The following is a 21390-nucleotide window of genomic DNA, read 5'->3' on the forward strand; positions in this document are numbered from 1 at the left end:
TGCCGTCTGAAAATAAGTCGTAGCGTGGTTTGTTCAGGACTTATTTTTCAGACGGCATTAATTGAATACCCCCCCATTCTCTAAAGTCTATCCAAGTAAACCGGTTACCGAAAACCTCACGCCATCAAGTATGGAGGAATTCAAGGCAATGCTTCCCTTGGCCTTCATGAACGACTTTACCGTATCAAATAACTCTTTCCAAAAAATAAATTACCCAATCCCATTCTTAAAAACCTCAACGCCCTACTTCTAAAATCAAATCCCCCATATTTTTCCCTATTCTTATTGCCGCTTTACTTTTCAGACGACCCCTTTATCCAAACTCCGTTATAATGACGGCTTTAAAATTAATTCATTCCCAAGACGGTCTTATCATGAAACACATCCACATTATCGGTATCGGCGGCACATTTATGGGCGGCGTAGCGGCTATTGCCAAAGAAGCAGGTTTTAAAGTCAGCGGTTGCGACGCAAAGATGTATCCGCCGATGAGTACCCAGCTTGAAGCCTTGGGCATAGACGTACACGAAGGTTTTGATGCCGCTCAATTGGACAAATTTAAAGCCGATATTTACGTTATCGGTAATGTTGCCAAACGCGGCATGGATGTGATTGAAGCCATTTTGAACAAAGGCCTGCCTTATATTTCCGGCCCACAATGGCTTGCTGAAAACGTATTACACCATCATTGGGTACTCGGTGTAGCCGGCACACACGGCAAAACGACTACCGCCTCCATGCTCGCCTGGGTCTTGGAATATGCCGGTCTCGCTCCGGGCTTCCTGATTGGTGGCGTACCGGAAAACTTCAGCGTTTCCGCCCGTCTGCCACAACCCCCGCGCCAAGACCCTAACTCAAAATCCCCATTCTTCGTTATCGAAGCCGACGAATACGATACTGCCTTTTTTGACAAACGCTCCAAATTCGTACACTACCGTCCGCGTACCGCCATTTTGAACAATCTTGAATTCGACCACGCCGACATTTTTGCCGATTTGGGCGCCATTCAAACCCAATTCCATCATTTGGTACGCACCGTGCCGTCTGAAGGCCTCATCGTCTGCAACGGCCAACAGCAAAGCCTGCAAGATACTCTGGATAAAGGCTGCTGGACGCCCGTAGAAAAATTTGGTACCGAACAAGGCTGGCAGGTTGGTACCGTCCATGCCGACGGCTCGTTCGACGTACGTCATCACGGCGAAACAGTCGGACACGTCGCGTGGGAACTGATGGGCGAACACAACCGTATGAACGCCCTCGCCGTTATCTCCGCTGCACGTCATGCCGGCGTCGATATTCAGACGGCCTGCGAAGCTTTAAGTGCATTTAAAAACGTCAAACGCCGTATGGAAATCAAAGGCACGGTAAACGGCATCACTGTTTACGATGACTTTGCCCACCACCCGACCGCCATCGAAACCACTATCGAAGGTCTGCGCCAGCACGTCGGTAACGCACGCATCCTCGCCGTCCTCGAGCCACGTTCTAACACTATGAAACTCGGTACCATGAAAGCCGCCCTGCCCGCAAGCTTAAACAATGCCGACCAAGTGTTCTGCTACGCCGGTGGCGTGGACTGGGACGTCGCCGAAGCCCTCGCGCCTTTAGGTGACAAACTGCACGTAGGCAAAGACTTCGATGCCTTTGTTGCCGAAATTGTGAAAAATGCCGAAGCAGGCGATCATATTTTGGTCATGAGCAACGGCGGTTTCGGTGGAATACACGGGAAGCTGTTAGAAGCATTGAAATAGCCTTCTCCAATAACTAAGGCCGTCTGAAAAGTTTTCAGACGGCCTTTTATCATATGCCAATTTAAAATCTATATTTACAAAAAATGTTTTGGTAATACCCAAATAACACTCATCTATTATTTGCCCGTACATACTTGCTCAAGACCATTTTTCCATTATGCATTGCCAACCCACTCAAAAATCTGATAATAATGCAGACAACATCTAAGCCGTGCATATATCATGAAACACAAAATAGCCTTTAAGCCCATAGTTCTCAGTATTGCGCTTTCTATCCTTCTGATTACAACAGTTGTATTTTTTGCTCGTCATCACAATTCTATCCTAAGTATTAATACCGATTTCCTACAACAAAAAATTACCGAACCCAAAGGACCATCACCGAAAATCGTACAATCTGCGCGCAACCAAATCGGCAAAACCCTTCGTTACGACCCAGCTTACACGAAGCTCACTTATCCGATGGGAGATGTGCCGATATCAAAAGGCGTTTGCACAGACGTCATTATCCGTGCCTTGCGCGACCAAAATATAGATTTGCAAGATCTTGTTCATCAAGACATGAGCCGCAACTTTTCCGTCTATCCGAAACGCTGGGGTTTGAAACAACCTGATACCAATATTGACCACCGCCGCGTACCTAACCTAATGACTTATTTCACGCGTCAAGGCTGGGCAGTTCAAGATACAAACTATCAAGCTGGCGATATTGTAACTTGGGAACTGAAAGGCAACCGTCCCCATATCGGTATCGTCTCCGATCGAAAAATCGGAGACAGGCCCCTGATTATCCATAATATCGGTTCAGGAACCCGTGAAGACGATGTCCTCTACCGCTACACCATTACCGGACATTTCAGACTTCCCGTTCAATAAATCCTGGTGCTAAGCTCTAAATACTAGTTTTGCATCTGAAAAGCCATAGAGCAATAAAAAAGGCCGTCTGAAACAGTTTCAGATGGCCTTTTACTTACCTAACCCTCTTTATTTAACCGCAACCACCACATTTGCCGCAGCCACTGCTGCAGTCGCGTTTTTTCGGTTTGAACACGAATTTTCGCAAGAGGAAGAATACGCAGGCGAGCATAATCAAGCCGACGATAATATATTGAGTCATGATGATAGTATCCTTGAAGAAATTTGGTAAACCACGAATGCGGCAAAATAAGCCATCAGGAACAAATAGCCTGTAATCATAAGCATATTTTTCGTGGATTTGGTTTCGCGTCTAATCACGGTCAAAGTCGCGGCACACATCGGAGCATACACATACCAAGCCAAGAAGGCAAAGGCGGTCGGCAAGCCCCAGTTGTTGTGTATAATAGGAATCAAAGCGTTTTGTACCGCATCTTCAGACGACGCGCTGACGGCGTAAACAGTACCCAAAGCGGCAACGACCACTTCGCGCGCGGCAATACCCGGAATCATGGCGATACACATTTCCCAAGTAAAGCCTAAAGGTGCAAAAAACGGCTGAATAGCATGACCAAGCGTACCTGCCAAGCTGTAATCGATGGCGGCACCGGTTGCGCCTTCAGGCGGTTGCGGCCAGCTTACCAAGCCCCACAGAACCACGGCCAACGCAAAAATGATGGTACCGGCACGCTTCAGGAAGGCTTTTACCCTATCCCACAAGCTGGTCATGATGTGTTTGAAGTTAGGCGTACGGAAAGTCGGCAATTCCATCAAAAGTGGGAATTGTTGCACATTGCCTTTCATCCGCGCCAAGCGTTTCATGATATACGCTGCCAATGCAGCCGACAGAATGCCTACGATATAAAGAATAAACAATGTCAGGCCTTGCAGGTTGAAAATCCCACCCACTGTACGGTCAGGAATAACAGCGGCGATAATCAGCGCATACACTGGCAAACGTGCGGAACAAGTCAGCAACGGCGCAACCGCGATGGTAACAAGGCGTTCGCGCGGGTCGTTAATGGTACGCGCCGACATCACGGCAGGAACGGCACAGGCAAAGCTGGACAAAAGGGGAATAAACGAACGGCCGGACAAACCGCTTTTTGCCATGATGTTATCCAGCAGGAAGGCTGCACGCGGCAGATAGCCTGAGTCTTCCAAGAGCAGGATAAAGGCAAACAAAATCGTAATCTGAGGCAGGAACACCAACACGCTGCCCAAACCGGCAATGACGCCGTTGACCAGCAAATCGTTGAGGATGCCCGGCTCCATGTTGGCGCCTATCCATTCGCCCAGCGCGGTAAAGCCACCTTCGATGGCGTCCATAATCGGCGCCGCCCATGTGTAAACCGCTTGGAACACCATAAACAGGATGACCAGCAGCATAATCATGCCCCAGACGGGGTGCAGCACGATGTCGTCGAGTTTTTTGTGCCATGCGGGCAGCGTCATCTGGGTGCGTACCACTTGTGCCAAAATCGATTCGACTTCTTGATAAAGTTTGTCGCTATCCAGCGCATCGAGCGTGCGTTCGGCAGAGGCGGGGTTTGCGGGGAAAGAGCGTTTGCGCGGCAGCTTCGCCACGGCTTCGCGTACAGCCTGTACACCCGACGCGCTCACTGCAACTGTTTCCAAAACAGGTGCATCCAACAACTCGCTCAGTTTGGCCGCGTCGATATTCAAGCCCCTTTTGCGGGCCACGTCGCTCAAATTCAGCGACACCACCATAGGCAGTCCCAGCGTTTTCAGTTCCAAAATCATGCGCAGGGTCATACGCAGGTTGGTCGCGTCGGCAACGGCAATAATGGCATCGGGCGGAATGCCCATCTTGCCTACCATTACATCTTTCGCCACCGCTTCGTCGGGGCTGGTCGTGCGTAGGCTGTATGTGCCCGGCAGGTCGATAATGCGGACGGCCTCGTCGTCGAGGAAGGCGCCCTCGCGCTTATCGACAGTTACGCCCGGATAATTGGCAACCTTGGCATGTGAGCCGGTCAAACCGTTGAACAAAACGGTTTTGCCGCAGTTTGGCGCGCCAATCAAGGCAAAATAGCTTAGTTCCATCATTTTTCCTTATTCTTTCAGACGGCCTTAAACGGCCTCAACGATACGACACATAATCTTCCCGGCCTCTTCCGAACGCAGGGAAAATTGGGATTGGTTACCCAAACGTACCGCAAACGGGCCTCTCCCAAAACCACCCACTGCAATCACTTGCAACGGCATTCCGCTGGAAAAACCCAAATCCGCAAGACGACGGGTTACCAAGGAATCCAATTCGCCAAAAACAGGGTTGGAAATAATAGAATCAATATGGACGACTGCGCCTTTTTTCAGGCGCGACAAAGGAACAGCAGACATAAGCCTCTCTTTTCATTTGTTTTAAAAAATCAGATTATTAGAAATGTGAGAAGTGCTGACGAATGTGTGGCACATTTGAAAGGTTGGTTATGAGTGGCTATTCGCTACTTCTTTCAATAAGTGCGGTTTGTTTTGAGTATTGTTATTTTCTTTGCTAATGATAAATCTTATTAATGTAAAAATCAAATGTAACAAGATAAACTAAAAAGGCTGAAATCCTTTTATCATTAGGATTTCAGCCTTTTTATACACTCAACAAACCAAAGGCCGTCTGAAAACTTTCAGACGGCCTTCAAAATAAAAAACCGAATCAAATCGGTTTTTTATTCCCATTCAGGGAAAGACTCTAAATTACAGAGCGTCTTTCAATGCTTTACCGGCACGGAATTTAGGAGTTTTAGCAGCAGCAATAGTCAAAGGCTCGCCAGTTTTAGGGTTGCGGCCTTGACGTTCGGCGCGTTCGCCGACGTAGAAAGTACCGAAACCGACCAGAGTAACAGTGTCGCCGTTTTTCAACGCGTTGGTTACGGCATTAGTAGTAGCATCCAAAGCTTTTTGCGCAGCAGATTTGGAAATGCCGGCTTCTTGAGCAATTGCTTCGATCAATTCAGACTTATTCACAATTAGTCCCTTCCTATCGTAAAAAATGATGAAATGCCCGAATACTCGGGTCTTAAGCACTTTTAAAGCACATACGCACTTTATAGCAATTCTGAAATTATCATGTCAAGTAAAAAATGTGGAATTGCCCTATTTTTGGGGCATTCAGGGCAAAACCACATTTTTTGCAACATCAGACGGCCAACTTAATGCTTAGTTGCTTTTGTTCTTGACTTCGTCTTAGAAGTTTGCGGAGTTTCGTCAACCGCCAATTCAGCCGCCCATTGCTCAGGCTGAGCTTCCAAACCCAAAGCCAACACTTCATCAATCCATTTGACCGGATGAATGGTCAGACCGGTTTTGACATTTTCAGGGATTTCTTCCAAATCTTTGACGTTGTCTTTTGGAATCAATACATGCTTGATCCCGCCACGCAAAGCAGCCAGCAGTTTTTCCTTCAAACCGCCAATCGGCAAGACTTCGCCACGCAAAGTGATTTCGCCGGTCATCGCCACGTCTGCACGCACCGGAATTTTGGTAAAGGCAGAAACCATCGCCAAAGTCATGGCGATACCTGCACTCGGACCGTCTTTCGGCGTCGCACCTTCAGGTACATGGACGTGAATGTCTTTCTTCTCGTAAAAATCAGGAGCCAGACCCACTGATTCAGCACGTGAACGGACAACCGACCATGCGGCCGATACCGATTCTTTCATGACATCGCCCAGTTGGCCGGTGCATTGAATCGTACCTTTGCCCGGCAAGGCAACCGCCTCAACGGTCAACAACTCGCCACCGACTTCGGTCCAAGCCAGACCGGTTACCTGACCGATGCGATTTTCGCTTTCGGCCACACCATAGTCGAAACGGCGCACGCCCAGATAGTCATGCAGATTTTTCTCAGTAACTTTAATCGCTTTAGGCTTGGCCTTGCTTACTGTTTTGGATTTGGACGCTTTTTTCTTGTCCTCATTCAAAGTAACCTGCATCACTACTTTGCGGCAGATTTTGGCAATTTCGCGATCCAACGAGCGGACACCGGCCTCGCGGGTGTAGTAACGGATAATATCGCGCACTGCACTCTCATCAACCACCAACTCGCCCTCTTTCACACCATTGCGCTTCATTTGTTTCGGCACAAGGTATTGCATGGCGATATTGATTTTTTCGTCTTCCGTATAACCGGACAGGCGGATAATTTCCATACGGTCAAGCAGCGGAGTCGGGATATTCAAGCTGTTTGAAGTGGCAATAAACATCACATCGCTCAAATCATAATCGACTTCGGCATAGTGGTCGGCGAACTTGTTGTTTTGCTCAGGATCCAGCACTTCAAGCAATGCACTGGCCGGATCACCGCGGAAATCGCTGCCCATCTTGTCGATTTCATCCAGCAGGAACAATGGATTTTTCACACCCGCTTTCGCCATGTTTTGCAGGATTTTGCCCGGCATAGAGCCGATATAGGTACGGCGGTGGCCTCGGATTTCGCTTTCATCACGCACGCCGCCCAAGGCCATACGCACATATTGGCGACCTGTGGCTTTGGCAATCGACTCACCCAAGGAAGTTTTACCCACCCCCGGAGGACCAACCAGACACAAAATCGGGCCTTTGAGCTTGTCCATACGTTTTTGAACAGCCAAATATTCCAAAATGCGCTCTTTGACTTTTTCCAAACCATAGTGGTCGGCATTCAAAATCAAATCAGCCTTGGCAATATCTTTGCTGACACGGGATTTTTTCTTCCACGGCAGCTCAAGCAAAGTATCGATATAGTTGCGCACGACAGTAGATTCCGCAGACATCGGCGGCATCATTTTCAGTTTTTTCAATTCAGACAGACATTTTTCTTCAGCCTCTTTGCTCATGCCTGCTTCTTTGATTTTGTTTTCCAGCGCATCCAGCTCGTCGCGCTCGTCCTCTTCGCCCAACTCTTTCTGAATCGCTTTCACTTGCTCATTCAAGTAATACTCGCGTTGGGATTTTTCCATTTGACGTTTCACGCGACCACGGATGCGTTTCTCAACCTGCATGATGTCGAGTTCGGCTTCCAACTGCGCCAGTAGAAATTCCAAACGGTCAACAATACCGGCAGTCTCCAGCACATATTGACGCTGCTCCAATTTCAGCTGCAAATGCGCGGCAATAGTATCGGCAAGACGGCTGTTGTCATCGATACTGCTGATGGTGCTGATAACTTCGGCAGGAATTTTTTTGTTCAACTTCGCATATTGCTCAAATTGAGTCAGCAGAGTACGGCGCAAGGCCTCAATTTCAGGATTGTCTTTGTCGCTATTCTCATCAATCGCCTCAACATGAGACAAAAACAATCCGCCTGTTTCATCAACCGTCAACGCGCGCGCACGACGGATACCTTCTACCAATACTTTAACGGTACCGTCAGGCAGCTTCAAAACCTGCAAAACTTGGGCAACCGTACCGGTCTGGTGCAAGTCTTCAGCTTTAGGGTCTTCTGTATTAGGGTCAAGCTGGGCCAACAGGAAAACCGGATCATCATTGGCCATTGCCGCCTCAAGGGCCGCAATCGATTTAGGACGACCGACGAACAGCGGCAATACCATATGCGGATACACCACGACATCGCGTAAAGGCAAGGTAGCCAGCGCACTGTATTCCTCGAAATATTTGTCTTTTGTCGGCATAGTTAATAATCTCAATCATTGTTAAATCAGAATGTAGCTCAAAATTGGGCTGAAGCGCTGCATTTCAAGACTTGAAAACAGCTTATCCGCACCTATTTTCGAAAACATCATTTTTATAGCCCGATATGGACGTTTACGATAAAATATATCGGATTTCGGGCCGTCTGAAAACTTTTCAGACGGCCCTGGCTAACCAAACAAGGTAGTAAACCATGACAGACTCAACCGAAAAAAAATCATTAATTGAATTCCCTTGCACCTTTCCTGTAAAAGTCATGGGCGCAGTTCATCCCGAATTTGAATCCGCCATCTTGGAAACCGTGCGTAAACACGCTCCCGACACCGAGCCGCACCACATTACTACGCGCCCAAGCAGCAAAGGCAACTACACCAGCGCAACCGTCAAAGTAAATGTTGATAACCAAGAGCAGCTCGACAATATCTACCGCGACCTGACTTCACACGAATTGGTAAAAGTGGTGCTGTAATGAAAATCGTGCACAAAGGCTTGGTCGATTACCTGCCGACTTTCGAAGCCATGAAGGCATTTAATGCCTCGCGTGACGAAAACACCGAAGACGAATTATGGGTGGTCGAACATCCGCCCGTATTCACCCAGGGCTTGGCCGGAAAACCTGAACACCTCCTCATTCGCGACGATATACCCGTTGTCCAAATTGACAGAGGCGGTCAAATTACCTACCACGGTCCCGGCCAATTGGTCGTTTATACGATGATCAATTTCAAACGCCGTAAGACCAGTGTGCGCCATATCGTTTCCGCACTTGAGAACAGCATCATCGCCACCTTGGCAGAATACGGCATCGAAGCAGCAGCCGATCCAAAACGTCCCGGCGTTTATGTCGGCGAGCGTAAAATCGCTTCCCTGGGCCTGCGTATCAAAGACGGTTCCGTTTACCACGGCTTGGCGCTTAACGTGAATATGGATTTAAGTCCGTTTACCCATATCAACCCCTGCGGTTATGCCGGTATGGAAATGACCCAAATTGCCGACTTTGTCTCTCCGGCACCCAGTTTGGCAGAAGTTGCAGATAAACTGACCAAGCATTTACAAAAAGAGCTGGCATAAGGCCGTCTGAAAATATTCGACCCCAACACCATCTTTTAACTGCCCCTCTGAACCCACAAGCCCTTAGGTCATAAAGACTACGATAAGCTTTTCAGACGGCCTTTATAACGACAGAAAGAACACATCACCATGAGTGAAGAAGTAAAAAACGACCCCAAACGCGGCATCAAACTAAAAGGTGCAGACAAAACTGCACGCATTCCGATTAAAGTGGTTCCATTGGAACAAAAATTGAAAAAGCCCGAATGGATCCGCGCCAAATTACCGGGCAAGAAATTCTTTGAAATCAAAAATATTCTTCGCGAACAAAAAATGCATACTGTATGCGAAGAAGCATCTTGTCCAAATATCAGCGAATGCTTTACCAAGGGTACGGCCACATTCATGATCATGGGCGATATTTGTACCCGCCGCTGCCCGTTCTGCGACGTTGGCCATGGCCGCCCCAATATGTTGGATCCTGACGAGCCTAAACACTTGGCCGAATCCGTCAAATCCATGAACCTGCGCTATGTCGTAATCACTTCCGTCGACCGTGACGACCTGCGTGATGGCGGCGCCCAACACTTCGCTGACTGCATTAAAGCCATCCGCGAAACCAGCCCGAATACCAAAATCGAAATCCTTGTTCCCGATTTCCGCGGCCGTCTGGACATCGCACTGGAAATCTTGGCAGAAACGCCACCCGACGTGATGAACCACAACTTGGAAACCCATCCAAGCCTGTATAAAAAAGCCCGTCCAGGTGCCAACTACCAACATTCCCTCGAGCTTCTACGCCGCTACAAAGAAATGATGCCCCATATTCCGACCAAATCCGGCATCATGGTCGGCTTGGGCGAAACAGACGAGGACGTGCGCGAAATCATGCGCGATATGCGTGCCAACAATATCGAGATGATTACCATCGGCCAATATCTGCAACCTTCAGACGGCCACTTGCCCGTCTTGCGCTATGTAACGCCCGACCAATTCAAAGTTTTTGAAAAAGAAGCATACGAATTGGGCTTTACCAATGCCGCCATCGGCGCAATGGTTCGTTCCAGCTACCACGCTGACGAACAAGCAGCCGAAGCTTTGCGTGAAACCCACGGCGGTTGCAGCCATCACTAAGGTTTAAATCATATAAGGCCGCCTGAAAAATCAGGAAACTGTTTTTCAGACGGCCTTTATTTATGCAAAACTCTTTAGATTTTAAAAAAATGAACTTTAGTCGGTTTCTATTAAGCCAATCTTAAGCAATACAAAAAAGCGGCTAAACAGAATAAACACTGTTTGCCGCTTTTTAATTTATTTCTTTATTTACTTCTTCAACAATTTTGCCGCTTCAATCGCATAGTAAGTCAAAATGCCATCAGCACCGGCGCGTTTGAATGCCAATAAGCTTTCCAAAATGGTTTTTTCACCATCCAACCAGCCGTTTTGAATGGCAGCCTGAAGCATGGCATATTCGCCGGAAACTTGGTAAGCGTAAGTCGGTACGCCAAACTCGTCTTTGACTCGACGGACGACATCCAGATACGGCAGACCCGGTTTTACCATGACCATATCTGCGCCCTCTTGAATATCCAATGCTACTTCGTGCAAGGCTTCATCAGTGTTTGCAGGATCCATTTGGTAGGTTTTCTTGTCTGCCTTACCCAAATTACCGGAGCTGCCAACAGCATCGCGGAACGGGCCATAGAACGCTGAAGCATATTTTGCCGAATACGCCATAATGCGCGTATGGATATGTCCAGCATCTTCTAAGGCTTCACGGATGGCAAGAATACGTCCGTCCATCATGTCTGATGGGGCAATGACTTGTGCGCCTGCATCAGCATGACACAAAGCCTGTTTTACCAAAACTTCAATGGTTTCATCGTTGAGGACATAGCCATTTTCATCGGTTAAACCATCTTGGCCGTGAATGGTATAAGGGTCCAAGGCAACGTCGGTCATGATACCCAACTCTGGGAATTTCTCGCGCAGGGTTCTTACTACTGTCGGTACCAAGCCTTCAGGGTTATAAGCCTCTTCTGCAAGCTCGGTTTTGTTTTGCGTTACCACGGGAAACAAAGCCAGCATAGGAATGCCGAGCTTCAATGCTTCTTCAGCAGTGAACAACAATTTGTCCAAACTTTGGCGTTTGACACCGGGCATGGACGGGACTGCCTCTTCCTGATTCTGGCCTTCCAATACAAAAACCGGATAGATCAAATCATCTGCTGTCAAAGTATGCTCGCGCATCAGGCGACGTGAAAAATCGTCTTTACGCATACGGCGCATACGGGTGTTTGAGACATAACGCGGAGGGAAATTCATAATAATTGCCTTTAAATGATGAAGTCTTAAAATCAGTCTTCGACTTGACGCATGGCCTTAACCGAACGCTTGATTTCGCTGAGCGTATCGGTTTTATAACCGCTACGTTCCTGTTCGGTCATACCGTTTTGATCCAATTGGGCGATATTTTTCAATGCCTCGGCATACTGGCCGTCTGAAAGTTTTTCCTGTTTGATGTGCCAACGGTTTTTCACTTCGGAAGCCGTCCATAAGCCTACTTTGTTGTAGTAGAACAAAATGCTTGCCGCTAGCGTTTTCATATCGCTGTCAGGCTTGGCACTGCCGATACTGCGGCCGATACGGTTGTTGCGCTGATCGACCGCTTGGTCGGCAAGGTAGCGGCTGAAGTAGTCATCTTTACCTTCACGCAATTCCATATCCGTCAGACGCGCATTACCTGCTTTTTCTGCAATAATGCTGTCGAATTTGGAAGCAATCGCCGCCTGCCACAATGCTTGGCGTACGGCATTGACTTGTGTTCCCCTGCTGTCGCCGTTTGCTTTGTCATCCAAACCTGAACGCTCGGCAAAGCGTGTGGCATTGCTGGTCATATTGATTAAACCTTCGTCTTCCATGCCGATAACTTGGGCGGCTACGGGATGGTTAAGCGCGAATTGAGCCATTTTACTGCGACGGCTTTGATCTTCCTGATACGATTGACAGCCGGACAATACCAGCATGCCGAGAACGGCGCATTGAATGTGTTTTTTAATATGTTTCATGATGTAACTATCGATATTATTGTGTGAGTTCAACTTCTTTGTTTAACATAGAAACGCCCGTAAGCGCAAATTAATTTCCATACGGACAAATCGGCGCATGAATGGCTATTTTATAATAAAAATAAGGCCGTCTGAAAACTTTCAGACGGCCTGAGTATTTTTAACCCAGTAAGCTGCGAATCTGCGGCCAGTAAAACAGGCAGGCTATCGAACAAATAGCAATGCTGATACCAGCTGCATTAATGCTGCTGATTTTTTCCTTAAATATTGCCGCACCAATCAGCGTACCCAAAACAATCACACCAATATTCATACCGGCAAATACCAATGTCGGATTATCCTTCATGATTTGGTGTGCAGAAATGTAGGTAACAATATTCAAAAAGTTCAGGCAGCCTAAAATCATACCGCCCACTATGCCCTCTTTGGTCCATTTGCTTCCTTTGGCAAACAGGTAGCCAAACATCAAGATACCGGCCAAACAAAACGCCACCAGCAAATTACCGGCAAACGCGGTACCGCTTTTCGCCACTTGCTTGAACAAAATATCGATGACGCCGTAGCCGCACCAAACGCCCAAAAGCAGCATTACTTGCGTGCTGAAGCCACCGGATTTCTTGCCGCCATCGCTTTTCCAAAGCAAGAAAAACAGTGCCGTAAATGCCAATACCAAACCGATCAGACGGCCTTCGGTCAACTGCTCATGGAAAAGCGTGAATGAAGCGACAATCGGCAGAAACAGCGATAAGCGTTGCGCCGCATCCGATTTGACGATACCTGCCGCATCGACGGATTTGCCCATAATGACAAACACGCTTGGCAACAAGATGCCCAAGGCCGCAAAAAGCCACCAAGTCGGCAAAAATACCTGCGGATTGCTCAAATCAGGTTTTAACACCAGCATGGTCAAAGTGACGGCAACGATATAGTTCACTGCTACCGCCTGCTCGATATTGATTTTTTGCTTGCGCGCCACTTTCAGCAATACGGAAACCAACACGCTGCAAACGATACTTGCCAATAAATATGCCATGCTTTAAAACCATCCTTGAGTGGAAACAGGCTTATCTTCATTCAGTTTAATCAATCCGACGACTACACGATAAATGAGCCAAACACCGGTTGCCGCCAAAATCAGCCAACCGATTAAGATAAGTATGGTCAGCATCCCTAAAACCATACCAATCAAAGACACCCAAAATGTCTTAATCAGATAATCAATATGGCTGGCGTAAATGCTGCCTTGCGCTTCATCGCGTTTGATAAACGCCAAAATCACACCGACGACGGGTGTAAACCAAATAAACAAGCCCAACGCATATGTGACATAGGCAATAAAAACATAGTTTTTCACTTCGGATTTGGACGTATTGACCACGTTCGCCGCCGTATTATTGCTCCCTGTATTATAGTTTGCCGTATGATTGGCTGCCGTATCATTGAAGCTATTATCTTTGACTTCCTGACGTTCATACTGCATAGCCGCATCATAAGCCAGACGTTTTTCCGGATGAGACAATACTTCAAACGCCTGTCCGATGGCTTTAAACCGCTCCGCATCTTTCTGAATATCCGGATTGGCCACCAATTTACCGTAAGCCTCGCGGATAACGTTAATATCAGCATCCTGAGATACACCCAAGATTTCGTATAAATTTAATTGTTCCATCTGTATTCCTATCCTTTATGAATCGACTGCAACATGAACATTTTGCGGATTGAGCGTCCGCAGGTTTTCAGGCTTCATGCCCACGATAAACCCTCGCTTGCCGCCATTGATAAAAATCTCGTCCAGAGCCCAAATACTTTCTTCCACATAAACCGGCAACGCAGTTTTCATACCGAACGGCGACGTCCCGCCGACCAAATAGCCCGTCCATTTCGCCGCCTGATCCGCCGTTGCCGGCTCGATGTGTTTCAAGCCCAGTTCACGCGCCAGATTGCGGGTGGAAATATGTTTGTCGCCGTGCATTAAAACAACCAAGCCTTTTTTATGCTCATCCTGCAGAACGATTGTTTTGATGACCTGATGCTCGGGCTTGCCCGTACATTCGGCAAAACGCGCTGTACCGCCATGTTCTTCATACGCGTAAACATAAGGGACAAAATCGATTTTCTTACTGCGTAAAAAGCGTACTGCCTGCGTAACCGGATATTCTGCTTTACTCATGGGTTGTTTCCCACCATCCTTTTCAGACGGCCCCTCTTAAATGTGGAACGTAAACAACTGCAATGTTACCATACCTTCTTTTTGAAATCAGGAGACAACATGGACATCCGCTATCTTGGTGCAAGCAAACGCTATTCAGAAGCCGTCGTAGCCAACGGCTTGGTTTTCCTCTCCGGCATGGTTCCCGAAAATCCTGAAGCCGACGCCAAAGCGCAAACTGAAAACGTTTTGGCGCAAATCGATTCATGGCTCGCACAATGCCAATCCGACAAAGCCCATATTTTGGAGGCTACCATCTATCTGCCCGATATGAATGACTACGCCGCCATGAACGAAGCCTGGGACGCATGGACAGCCCCTGAACGCGCTCCGGCTCGTACCTGCGTGGAGGCGAAACTGGCTTCGCCCGACTGGAAGGTTGAAATCAAAATTACCGCCCTTCAAATCAAATAAAGCACAAATATCAGGCCGTCTGAAAACGCCGCTTCAACCAAGCAAGCGCAGTTTTTCAGACGGCCTTTATTCTTTTGCGGTACAATACCGCCCTTAAATTTTTCTATTATTTCAAAGCACAAACAGCCATGTCCAAAAAAACCAAGCAAGAATTAGAAAACAACAAACTCAGCAAACGCCTGCGCCATGCCGTCGGCGATGCCATTAACGATTTCAACATGATCGAACCGGGCGACAAAATCATGGTCTGCCTCTCAGGCGGCAAAGACAGTTACGCCCTGTTAGACATTCTGCGCCAGCTTCAAGCCAGTGCGCCGATTGATTTTGAACTGGTCGCCGTCAATCTCGACCAAAAGCAGCCGGGCTTCCCTGAAGAAGTATTGCCGACCTATCTCGAAAGCATCGGCGTTCCCTACAAAATCGTTGAAGAAGACACTTATTCCACCGTCAAGCGCGTATTGGACGAAGGCAAAACGACTTGTTCGCTGTGCAGCCGCCTGCGCCGCGGCATCCTCTACCGCACCGCAAAAGAATTGGGCTGCACCAAAATCGCCTTGGGACACCACCGCGACGACATCCTTGCCACCATGTTCCTGAATATGTTTTACGGCGGCAAACTCAAAGCCATGCCGCCCAAACTGGTAAGCGACAACGGCGAACACATCGTCATCCGTCCTCTGGCGTATGTCAAAGAGAAGGACTTGATCAAATATGCCGAGCTGAAACAATTCCCAATTATTCCATGCAACCTCTGCGGCTCTCAGCCTAACCTGCAACGCCAAGTCATCGGCGATATGCTGCGCGATTGGGACAAACGCTTCCCCGGCCGTATCGAATCGATGTTCTCCGCCCTGCAAAACGTCGTTCCATCACATTTGGCCGATACCGAACTCTTCGACTTTGTCGGCTTGGAACGCGGTCAAAACCTGAAACATGGTGGCGACTTAGCGTTTGACAGCGAAAAAATGCCGGAACGTTTCTCCGACGGCAGCGAAGAAGATGAAAGCGAAATCAAAATCGAGCCGCAAAAAGCCGAACGCAAAGTCATCAATATTCTGGCAAACAAACCTAAAACCTGCGGTTTATAATTCCATTTAATTTTCAGACGGCCTTTCGGTAGCTATTTACCGAAAGGCCGTCTGAATATTCATATTTGAAATTTTTCTATTCTTTTTTATCTATTCTTTCCCTGACAAACCGTGCAACAGCAATCCCAATACGTCTTGCGGCAGCTTTTGCGGCGCAGCGGCATAAAGCGCGGCCAGTTGCGGGTGGCGCATCAATATATCCGCCTGTCGGATGAACAGATCGATGAGTTCCACAGGCAAATCAGGCTGAATCAGGCGGCGTTGCTGCAGAGTATGGAAGAATCCGCGCATAAAAGCGTATTTTTCTTCGTTCAATTCGTGGAAAAACCGCTCCAGCTCCAAATCGGTGTTCTCTTCGATGTCGCGAAGGAAAGCGGCGGAATAAAGTTCTTCAAACGATTGTTTTTGCAGGGCAAACACAGCCTCGGCGGCTTCGCGCAGGCTGCATTGCCGTGCAAGCAGATTTTCAAATTCGGCACGGACGCAGTTTTTCTGCTCGGTAACAATTTCCTGCAAGAGTGCGTTTTTACCGCTGTAATATTTGTAAAAGGTAACGCGGCTGACGGCAGCCTCGGCGCAGATTCCGCCTACAGATACGGCGGAAAAGCCGTGTTCGCGGAACAGGCGGTGGGCGGTGTCAATGATGGTTTGTTGTTTGCTGGCAGTCATGACGGTAGGAAGGTTTTGATTTTGTTTATAAAGGAGGTTCATTAAAGTTATCCGCAAGTCGGATACTCATCATATTTCCCCACGGCGGCAATGGCAATATAACGGCTTTCAGACGACCTCTTTCCTTGTCCCTCCGCTCCGCCCTACGGATGAGGACTGTCGGATGCTTGGCAGGCCAAATTCATGAAGATTACAGAATCTCCCTCCTCCAACCTTCTCCCCAAAATAGGAGAGGGATTTTTTTGGACGATTCACAAGATAAGAGGGATGTAAAGTGAATGATAAACACTTGCATTCCTGTTTTTTGTTTCTTATACTTTACATTAATAGTTTGTTTTATGTAAATGTGTAAACAACAAATATTTGCATACTGATGGAGCGGTTGGATTGTCTGATGTTCAATCCGCCCCGACGTATGTCGTCTGAAAGGATAAGGAAATGCAGAAACCTACCCTCCGCCGCCTGCCGCTGCTGCTTGCCGCCACCTTTGCTTCCGAATGGATTTATGCCGCCGATGCGGCGCAAGACGCGGAACAGGTGCAGTTGGAAGAAGTCGTCGTCACCGGCGAACGCACCAACCGCAGCGGCTTTGAAACCTCCACCTCCAACCGCGTTTTCACTACGCCCAACATCGACCGCAGCGGCCACAATCTTTCCGCGACCGACCTGCTCAAACAAACCGTGAACACGGTGGACTTGGGCAGCGGCAACGATTTGCCGACCGTGCGCGGCGTTGACGGCTCAGGCCCCGCCGTCGGCGCGGTGGCATTTTTCGCAGGCACTCGGCCGCGCCTGAACCTGTCCATAGACGGCCGCTCTGCCACTTACAACGAATACGCCTTCGGCATGCAGTCGCTGTGGGACATGCAGCAGGTGGAAGTCTTGCGCGGGCCGCAAAGCCATGTGCGCGGGCAGAACGCGGTGGCGGGCGCGGTGGTGATGCGTTCCAAAGACCCGACCGACGAATGGGAGGGCGCGCTGCGCTTGGGCAACCAGAAAACGTGCAACATCGCCGGCGTAGTGTCCGGCCCGATTGTGAAAAACAATCTTGCCTTCCGCTTGAGCGCGGAGCGGCAGCAGCGCGAAAGCTATGAGCCGTTCGTGTCCTACGAACCGACCGGCAACCCGCGACGCGTGGAAAACAACAACGTGCGCTTCAAACTCCTGCTCACGCCCGAAAACCACCCCAATTTTTACAGCCGCCTGACGCTGAACCACATCCGTTCGCGCGCGCCGCAAAACGAAATCATGGGCAACACCGCCAGCCGCCGTTTTTTAAAAGAAAAGCCCGTGTTCGTAACCGGCTCGACATCAGGCATCTGGGACGTATCGTGGCAGCTTAACGACTATCTGAAACTGGAAAACAAACTGGTTTACGGCCGCTACCACAACGAGCGGCTGCATCTGCCGATGACCGTCAGCCCGCAAGGCGTACCCGCCGAACTCAAAGGCCACGAGCTGCAATGGGAGCCGGTATTGCATTTTTCAAACAAAGGCCGTCTGAAAGGCCTTGCCGGGCTGCACTACTTCCGCAGCAAACAAGACGAATGGGTAGATATCCGCAGCGTCGGCGGCCGCAACACCTTTGACGACCGCGACAGCGTGCGCGCCCTGTTTGCCGAAACCACATACAGCCCCAGCGAAAAATGGGACATCACAGCCGCCGCCCGCATTGAAAAAGAAACGCACAAACGAAGCGGCGGCAGCGGCGCGCTGCACCTTGATTTAGACAAAGGCCAGACCGTGTTCCTGCCCAAAATCGATATCGCCTTCAAACCCACCGACCAATGGGTCAGCGGCATCAAAGCTGCACGCGGCTACAACCCTGGCGGCGCAGGCATCACCTTCGGCCGCCCCGTCGTAACCTACACTTATGAACCCGAATATGTGAACAACTACGAGTGGTACACCCGCTGGCGCAGTGCAGACCGCCGCCTGCAACTCACCGGCAACCTGTTCCTGAACCACTACCGCGACATGCAGCTTCCCTTCTATCTCGGTACCAACTCCGTCGTCATCCGCAACGCCAAAAAAGTCCACACCTACGGCGCAGAACTTGCCGCCGACTGGCAGGCGACCGACAGCCTGAAACTCACCACCGGACTGGGGCTGCTCAACACCAAAATCAAAAGCTATCCCGACAGCGGTATCGAAGGCAACAAACTCGGCCGCGCGCCCAAATACACCGCCAACATCGGCGTGAAATACCTGAACGACAAAGGCTGGGAAGCCGGCGGCGACGTGCGCTTCTACGGCGGCTACTACTCCGCCGCCGACAATGCTGAATCAGGCAAAATCGGCGCATACAACCAAGTCAACCTCTACACCGCCTACAACTTCAAACAAGGCCGCGTCTCGCTCTACGCCGACAACGTGTTCAACCGCCGCCGCCCCATATTCATTTCCAGCGCCGACCGCCAAGACGCGCTCTACCAACGCCCCAGAAGCGTAGGCGTGAGTGCAGAATGGAAGTTTTAGACGGAGCTGAAATGATGGAGGTCGTCTGAAAAAAACGTAGTTCGGACATTTATGCCCAACCTACCGTTTCCGTCATTCCCGCGCAGGCGGGAATCCAGAATGGATACTCGAAGGCACTTCTTTATCCGATAAGTTTCTGTGCGGATGGGTCTGGATTCCCACCTGCGCGGGAATGACGGCACAAGAAGTCTAATCATCAACAATATCCAACCTGCGCCCAACCCCCAAAACACCCAAAGGAATCCCATGCACTACTTCACCCCCACCAAAACCCTGCCCGAAGGCACCATCTACCTGACCGACCTGACCCACGTCGCCGACTTTTCCGACTGGCTGGCCGAATTCGAAACCCTGTTAAACCAAAACCGCCGCTTCGCCACCGTCTGCACCCCGATGCGGCGGCAGGTGAGCGACGAACAGCGCATTGCCGACCGCAAAACCTACATCGAATGGATAAAGGCACATCGGCCTCAACTGTCCGAACGCTGCGCCGCCATGCTCCTCATCGAACCCGACGCGGCGCAACTAGCGTTCTTCCGCGAACAATCGTCCAAACTCGGCCCCGCGCTGGGCGTGAACTACATCGTCGAAGCAGATGAAACAACCGCCCTGCTTCGCGCAGAAGAAGCATTGAAGGCCGTCTGAAAAGATACTAAACCTATTTAAATACAAATCAAGTATTGCCACCCAATATGTTCAGACGGCCTTGTCCCTTTATTTGCCTCATCTTCAAAAGAATCATGTGATGTCCGACAATCAGACTTCCCCAAACTCACGCGACTGGCTACTGCTTATCGGCGGCAGCACTTACAAATTCACGCTGACCGGTTTTTATCTGGTCGCGCTGGTCGCTATTCTGAAAAACCACGGTTACAGCCTGAACCAACTGAGCTGGATTCATTTGATCGGCGGAATCGAAGCGGCGAAGGTATTGTTTGCCGCGCTGATGGAACGGCGGCCGGCGGGGCAGTTCGGACGGTTTCGCGGCTGGCTGCTGACGGCGACGCTGGGGCTTTCGGCGGTGTTCGGGTTGATGGCCTGTACCGACATCACGCAGAACTTCCCGCTACTTCTGGCCTGCTGCGTTTTGCTCTCAGCAATGTCGGCAGTGTACGGCTGCGCGATGCTGGGCTTGTCGTGCATCGTCCTGCCGCACCGCGAACGCGGCTTCGGTGGCGTGATTCAAACAATGGCGGCACGCGGCGGCAAGATGATCGGCGGCGCGCTGGTATTGTGGCTGTATCAGGAATACGGACAGACGGCGGCGGCCGGCTTTATGCTGGCGTTCAGCCTGCTGATGTTGCTGCAACTCTTATACTACCGCGAGCCGGAAAGTCCGACTGCGCAAGGCAATTGGACGGCGTTGGCAGCACGGCTGGTTTGTTTTTGGCAGCAACCTGAAACAGGCTGGCGGTGGCTGGTTTTGCTGTTTGCCGTTGCCGCACCGTATGCGTTTATGGCGGCAACTTTTGTACCCAAACTGGCGGATTTGGACTTCACCCCGAAGCAGACGGGCGGAATTTTGGCGGTAGGTATTCCTGTTGCCTGCCTGATTGTGACGCCGCTGTCGGGTTGGTTTTCGCGCAATTATCCGCGCCGCAAACTCGTGTTCCTGCTCTACGCGCTGCAACTGCCGCTTTTGGCGTCCATGACCGCCATCGATGCGCTCGCCCGCATCCATCCTTGGCTGCCACCCGCGCAAATCATCGCCCTGAGCCTGAGCTACACGCTGCTGCTGCCGGTGATACTGGCGTTGGTGATGGACAAATCAGACCGCGCCACCGCCGCACTCGACAGCAGCCTGCAATTTTCCGTCGTCCTGCTCGGCAGTTACGCGGCCGGTTTCGCCGCCCTACGGCTGGCAAAGGCTATTGGTTATACAGATGCGTATTGGGTTGCAGTGTACTTAGCCGTATTGATAGGCCTGCTTTTATATTTGAATAGAAATTTATTCAATCATTCAGAGCATGATTCACAATAATTCGTTCAGATATTTATCCATCGATTTTAATTGGGCGCGCCTCCGGATAATTTTTCATTTTATTGCACAATCTCTCATGAAAATATAACAAAACGTGCCCATAATACTGCCGTTATTA

General features: G+C 49.6%; 21 protein-coding genes. 10 read left to right on the top strand and 11 right to left on the bottom strand.

Features of this window, described 5'->3' with window-relative positions; translation table 11 throughout:
• Positions 1-374 precede the first annotated feature (374 nt).
• Together mpl and ACTHTJ_RS04125 are read left to right on the top strand one after the other, a co-directional pair.
• A complete protein-coding gene (gene mpl, locus ACTHTJ_RS04120) occupies positions 375-1751 on the top strand; it encodes a UDP-N-acetylmuramate:L-alanyl-gamma-D-glutamyl-meso-diaminopimelate ligase (protein WP_070585376.1) in 1377 nt (458 codons plus the stop codon).
• Positions 1752-1973: 222 nt separating this feature from the next.
• On the top strand, positions 1974-2627 hold the full coding sequence (locus tag ACTHTJ_RS04125; RefSeq protein ID WP_049333815.1) for a DUF1287 domain-containing protein: 654 nt from the start codon (positions 1974-1976) through the stop codon (positions 2625-2627).
• A 112-nt stretch (positions 2628-2739) separates the two neighbouring features.
• Here ACTHTJ_RS04125 and ACTHTJ_RS04130 read toward each other — a convergent pair whose 3' ends face one another.
• The 5 genes from ACTHTJ_RS04130 to lon form a co-directional block, all read right to left on the bottom strand.
• A complete protein-coding gene (locus tag ACTHTJ_RS04130) occupies positions 2740-2868 on the bottom strand; it encodes a FeoB-associated Cys-rich membrane protein (protein WP_003683546.1) in 129 nt (42 codons plus the stop codon).
• Positions 2865-4733: a ferrous iron transporter B gene (gene feoB / locus ACTHTJ_RS04135; RefSeq protein ID WP_036490761.1), complete on the bottom strand. Its 1869-nt coding sequence runs from the start codon at positions 4731-4733 to the stop codon at positions 2865-2867. The genes ACTHTJ_RS04130 and feoB overlap by 4 nt, the downstream gene beginning before the upstream one ends.
• A 27-nt stretch (positions 4734-4760) precedes the next feature.
• Positions 4761-5030: a FeoA family protein gene (locus tag ACTHTJ_RS04140; RefSeq protein ID WP_070585378.1), complete on the bottom strand. Its 270-nt coding sequence runs from the start codon at positions 5028-5030 to the stop codon at positions 4761-4763.
• Between the two features lie 351 nt (positions 5031-5381).
• Positions 5382-5651 carry an HU family DNA-binding protein gene (locus ACTHTJ_RS04145; protein WP_003683413.1) on the bottom strand — a complete coding sequence of 90 codons (270 nt, stop codon included), beginning with the start codon at positions 5649-5651 and terminating at the stop codon, positions 5382-5384.
• A gap of 185 nt (positions 5652-5836) precedes the next feature.
• Positions 5837-8296 carry an endopeptidase La gene (lon, locus tag ACTHTJ_RS04150; protein WP_070765488.1) on the bottom strand — a complete coding sequence of 820 codons (2460 nt, stop codon included), beginning with the start codon at positions 8294-8296 and terminating at the stop codon, positions 5837-5839.
• A gap of 212 nt (positions 8297-8508) precedes the next feature.
• On the opposite strand from lon, the gene ACTHTJ_RS04155 reads away from it, so the two are divergent.
• The 3 genes from ACTHTJ_RS04155 to lipA all read left to right on the top strand — a co-directional run bounded on the left by ACTHTJ_RS04155 (position 8509) and on the right by lipA (position 10499).
• The gene (locus ACTHTJ_RS04155) at positions 8509-8784 is read left to right on the top strand and encodes an HP0495 family protein (protein WP_049328369.1); all 276 of its coding nucleotides are present in this window, start codon (positions 8509-8511) and stop codon (positions 8782-8784) included.
• A complete protein-coding gene (lipB, locus tag ACTHTJ_RS04160) occupies positions 8784-9386 on the top strand; it encodes a lipoyl(octanoyl) transferase LipB (protein WP_070843451.1) in 603 nt (200 codons plus the stop codon). The genes ACTHTJ_RS04155 and lipB overlap by 1 nt, the downstream gene beginning before the upstream one ends.
• A 129-nt stretch (positions 9387-9515) precedes the next feature.
• Positions 9516-10499: a lipoyl synthase gene (gene lipA, locus ACTHTJ_RS04165; RefSeq protein ID WP_003683323.1), complete on the top strand. Its 984-nt coding sequence runs from the start codon at positions 9516-9518 to the stop codon at positions 10497-10499.
• 189 nt (positions 10500-10688) lie between these two features.
• On the opposite strand, the gene hemB is transcribed toward lipA, so the two are convergent.
• The 5 genes from hemB to ybaK form a co-directional block, all read right to left on the bottom strand.
• Positions 10689-11690, bottom strand: a complete 1002-nt coding sequence (gene hemB / locus ACTHTJ_RS04170) for a porphobilinogen synthase (RefSeq protein WP_070585386.1) — start codon at positions 11688-11690, stop codon at positions 10689-10691.
• A 32-nt stretch (positions 11691-11722) separates the two neighbouring features.
• Complete coding sequence (locus ACTHTJ_RS04175; RefSeq protein ID WP_070585388.1) at positions 11723-12433, bottom strand: DUF6973 domain-containing protein; 711 nt, start codon at positions 12431-12433, stop codon at positions 11723-11725.
• A gap of 160 nt (positions 12434-12593) precedes the next feature.
• Positions 12594-13466 (bottom strand): DMT family transporter, encoded by an 873-nt coding sequence (locus tag ACTHTJ_RS04180; protein ID WP_070585390.1) that lies wholly within the window; start codon positions 13464-13466, stop codon positions 12594-12596.
• 3 nt (positions 13467-13469) lie between these two features.
• Complete coding sequence (locus tag ACTHTJ_RS04185) at positions 13470-14102, bottom strand: DnaJ domain-containing protein (protein WP_070585392.1); 633 nt, start codon at positions 14100-14102, stop codon at positions 13470-13472.
• A 15-nt stretch (positions 14103-14117) separates the two neighbouring features.
• On the bottom strand, positions 14118-14603 hold the full coding sequence (gene ybaK, locus ACTHTJ_RS04190) for a Cys-tRNA(Pro) deacylase (RefSeq protein ID WP_070585395.1): 486 nt from the start codon (positions 14601-14603) through the stop codon (positions 14118-14120).
• 99 nt (positions 14604-14702) lie between these two features.
• Here ybaK and ACTHTJ_RS04195 point away from each other — a divergent pair, with 99 nt between their 5' ends.
• Both ACTHTJ_RS04195 and ttcA read left to right on the top strand, forming a co-directional pair.
• Positions 14703-15056, top strand: coding sequence for a RidA family protein (locus tag ACTHTJ_RS04195; protein WP_070585397.1), 354 nt, complete (start codon positions 14703-14705; stop codon positions 15054-15056).
• A gap of 128 nt (positions 15057-15184) precedes the next feature.
• Entirely contained in the window at positions 15185-16144 is a 960-nt protein-coding gene (ttcA, locus tag ACTHTJ_RS04200; RefSeq protein WP_003746908.1) for a tRNA 2-thiocytidine(32) synthetase TtcA, read from the top strand.
• A gap of 90 nt (positions 16145-16234) precedes the next feature.
• Here the strand turns inward: ttcA and ACTHTJ_RS04205 are convergent, their stop codons facing one another.
• Positions 16235-16855, bottom strand: a complete 621-nt coding sequence (locus tag ACTHTJ_RS04205; protein ID WP_070585400.1) for a TetR/AcrR family transcriptional regulator — start codon at positions 16853-16855, stop codon at positions 16235-16237.
• Between the two features lie 396 nt (positions 16856-17251).
• On the opposite strand from ACTHTJ_RS04205, the gene ACTHTJ_RS04210 reads away from it, so the two are divergent.
• The 3 genes from ACTHTJ_RS04210 (at position 17252) to ACTHTJ_RS04220 (ending at position 21272) form a co-directional block, all read left to right on the top strand.
• Positions 17252-19291 (top strand): TonB-dependent receptor, encoded by a 2040-nt coding sequence (locus ACTHTJ_RS04210; protein WP_440362659.1) that lies wholly within the window; start codon positions 17252-17254, stop codon positions 19289-19291.
• Between the two features lie 246 nt (positions 19292-19537).
• The gene (locus tag ACTHTJ_RS04215) at positions 19538-19936 is read left to right on the top strand and encodes an extensin (protein ID WP_070585403.1); all 399 of its coding nucleotides are present in this window, start codon (positions 19538-19540) and stop codon (positions 19934-19936) included.
• A gap of 100 nt (positions 19937-20036) precedes the next feature.
• On the top strand, positions 20037-21272 hold the full coding sequence (locus ACTHTJ_RS04220; protein ID WP_070585405.1) for an MFS transporter: 1236 nt from the start codon (positions 20037-20039) through the stop codon (positions 21270-21272).
• Positions 21273-21390 lie beyond the last annotated feature (118 nt).

This window comes from Neisseria sp. P0018.S001, assembly GCF_051957355.1.
Lineage (GTDB): Bacteria > Pseudomonadota > Gammaproteobacteria > Burkholderiales > Neisseriaceae > Neisseria > Neisseria subflava_A.

Bases quoted from the DNA above. Each gene is read 5' to 3' on its own strand.
- ttcA (WP_003746908.1), top strand. From the start codon at position 15,185: ATGTCCAAAAAAACCAAGCAAGAATTAGAAAACAACAAACTCAGCAAA.
- ACTHTJ_RS04185 (WP_070585392.1), bottom strand. From the start codon at position 14,102: ATGGAACAATTAAATTTATACGAAATCTTGGGTGTATCTCAGGATGCT.
- ACTHTJ_RS04140 (WP_070585378.1), bottom strand. From the start codon at position 5,030: ATGTCTGCTGTTCCTTTGTCGCGCCTGAAAAAAGGCGCAGTCGTCCAT.
- lipA (WP_003683323.1), top strand. From the start codon at position 9,516: ATGAGTGAAGAAGTAAAAAACGACCCCAAACGCGGCATCAAACTAAAA.
- ACTHTJ_RS04195 (WP_070585397.1), top strand. From the start codon at position 14,703: ATGGACATCCGCTATCTTGGTGCAAGCAAACGCTATTCAGAAGCCGTC.
- ACTHTJ_RS04220 (WP_070585405.1), top strand. From the start codon at position 20,037: ATGTCCGACAATCAGACTTCCCCAAACTCACGCGACTGGCTACTGCTT.
- ybaK (WP_070585395.1), bottom strand. From the start codon at position 14,603: ATGAGTAAAGCAGAATATCCGGTTACGCAGGCAGTACGCTTTTTACGC.
- mpl (WP_070585376.1), top strand. From the start codon at position 375: ATGAAACACATCCACATTATCGGTATCGGCGGCACATTTATGGGCGGC.
- ACTHTJ_RS04215 (WP_070585403.1), top strand. From the start codon at position 19,538: ATGCACTACTTCACCCCCACCAAAACCCTGCCCGAAGGCACCATCTAC.
- ACTHTJ_RS04155 (WP_049328369.1), top strand. From the start codon at position 8,509: ATGACAGACTCAACCGAAAAAAAATCATTAATTGAATTCCCTTGCACC.
- ACTHTJ_RS04125 (WP_049333815.1), top strand. From the start codon at position 1,974: ATGAAACACAAAATAGCCTTTAAGCCCATAGTTCTCAGTATTGCGCTT.
- ACTHTJ_RS04210 (WP_440362659.1), top strand. From the start codon at position 17,252: ATGCAGAAACCTACCCTCCGCCGCCTGCCGCTGCTGCTTGCCGCCACC.
- ACTHTJ_RS04205 (WP_070585400.1), bottom strand. From the start codon at position 16,855: ATGAACCTCCTTTATAAACAAAATCAAAACCTTCCTACCGTCATGACT.
- lon (WP_070765488.1), bottom strand. From the start codon at position 8,296: ATGCCGACAAAAGACAAATATTTCGAGGAATACAGTGCGCTGGCTACC.
- hemB (WP_070585386.1), bottom strand. From the start codon at position 11,690: ATGAATTTCCCTCCGCGTTATGTCTCAAACACCCGTATGCGCCGTATG.
- ACTHTJ_RS04180 (WP_070585390.1), bottom strand. From the start codon at position 13,466: ATGGCATATTTATTGGCAAGTATCGTTTGCAGCGTGTTGGTTTCCGTA.
- lipB (WP_070843451.1), top strand. From the start codon at position 8,784: ATGAAAATCGTGCACAAAGGCTTGGTCGATTACCTGCCGACTTTCGAA.
- ACTHTJ_RS04175 (WP_070585388.1), bottom strand. From the start codon at position 12,433: ATGAAACATATTAAAAAACACATTCAATGCGCCGTTCTCGGCATGCTG.
- ACTHTJ_RS04130 (WP_003683546.1), bottom strand. From the start codon at position 2,868: ATGACTCAATATATTATCGTCGGCTTGATTATGCTCGCCTGCGTATTC.
- feoB (WP_036490761.1), bottom strand. From the start codon at position 4,733: ATGGAACTAAGCTATTTTGCCTTGATTGGCGCGCCAAACTGCGGCAAA.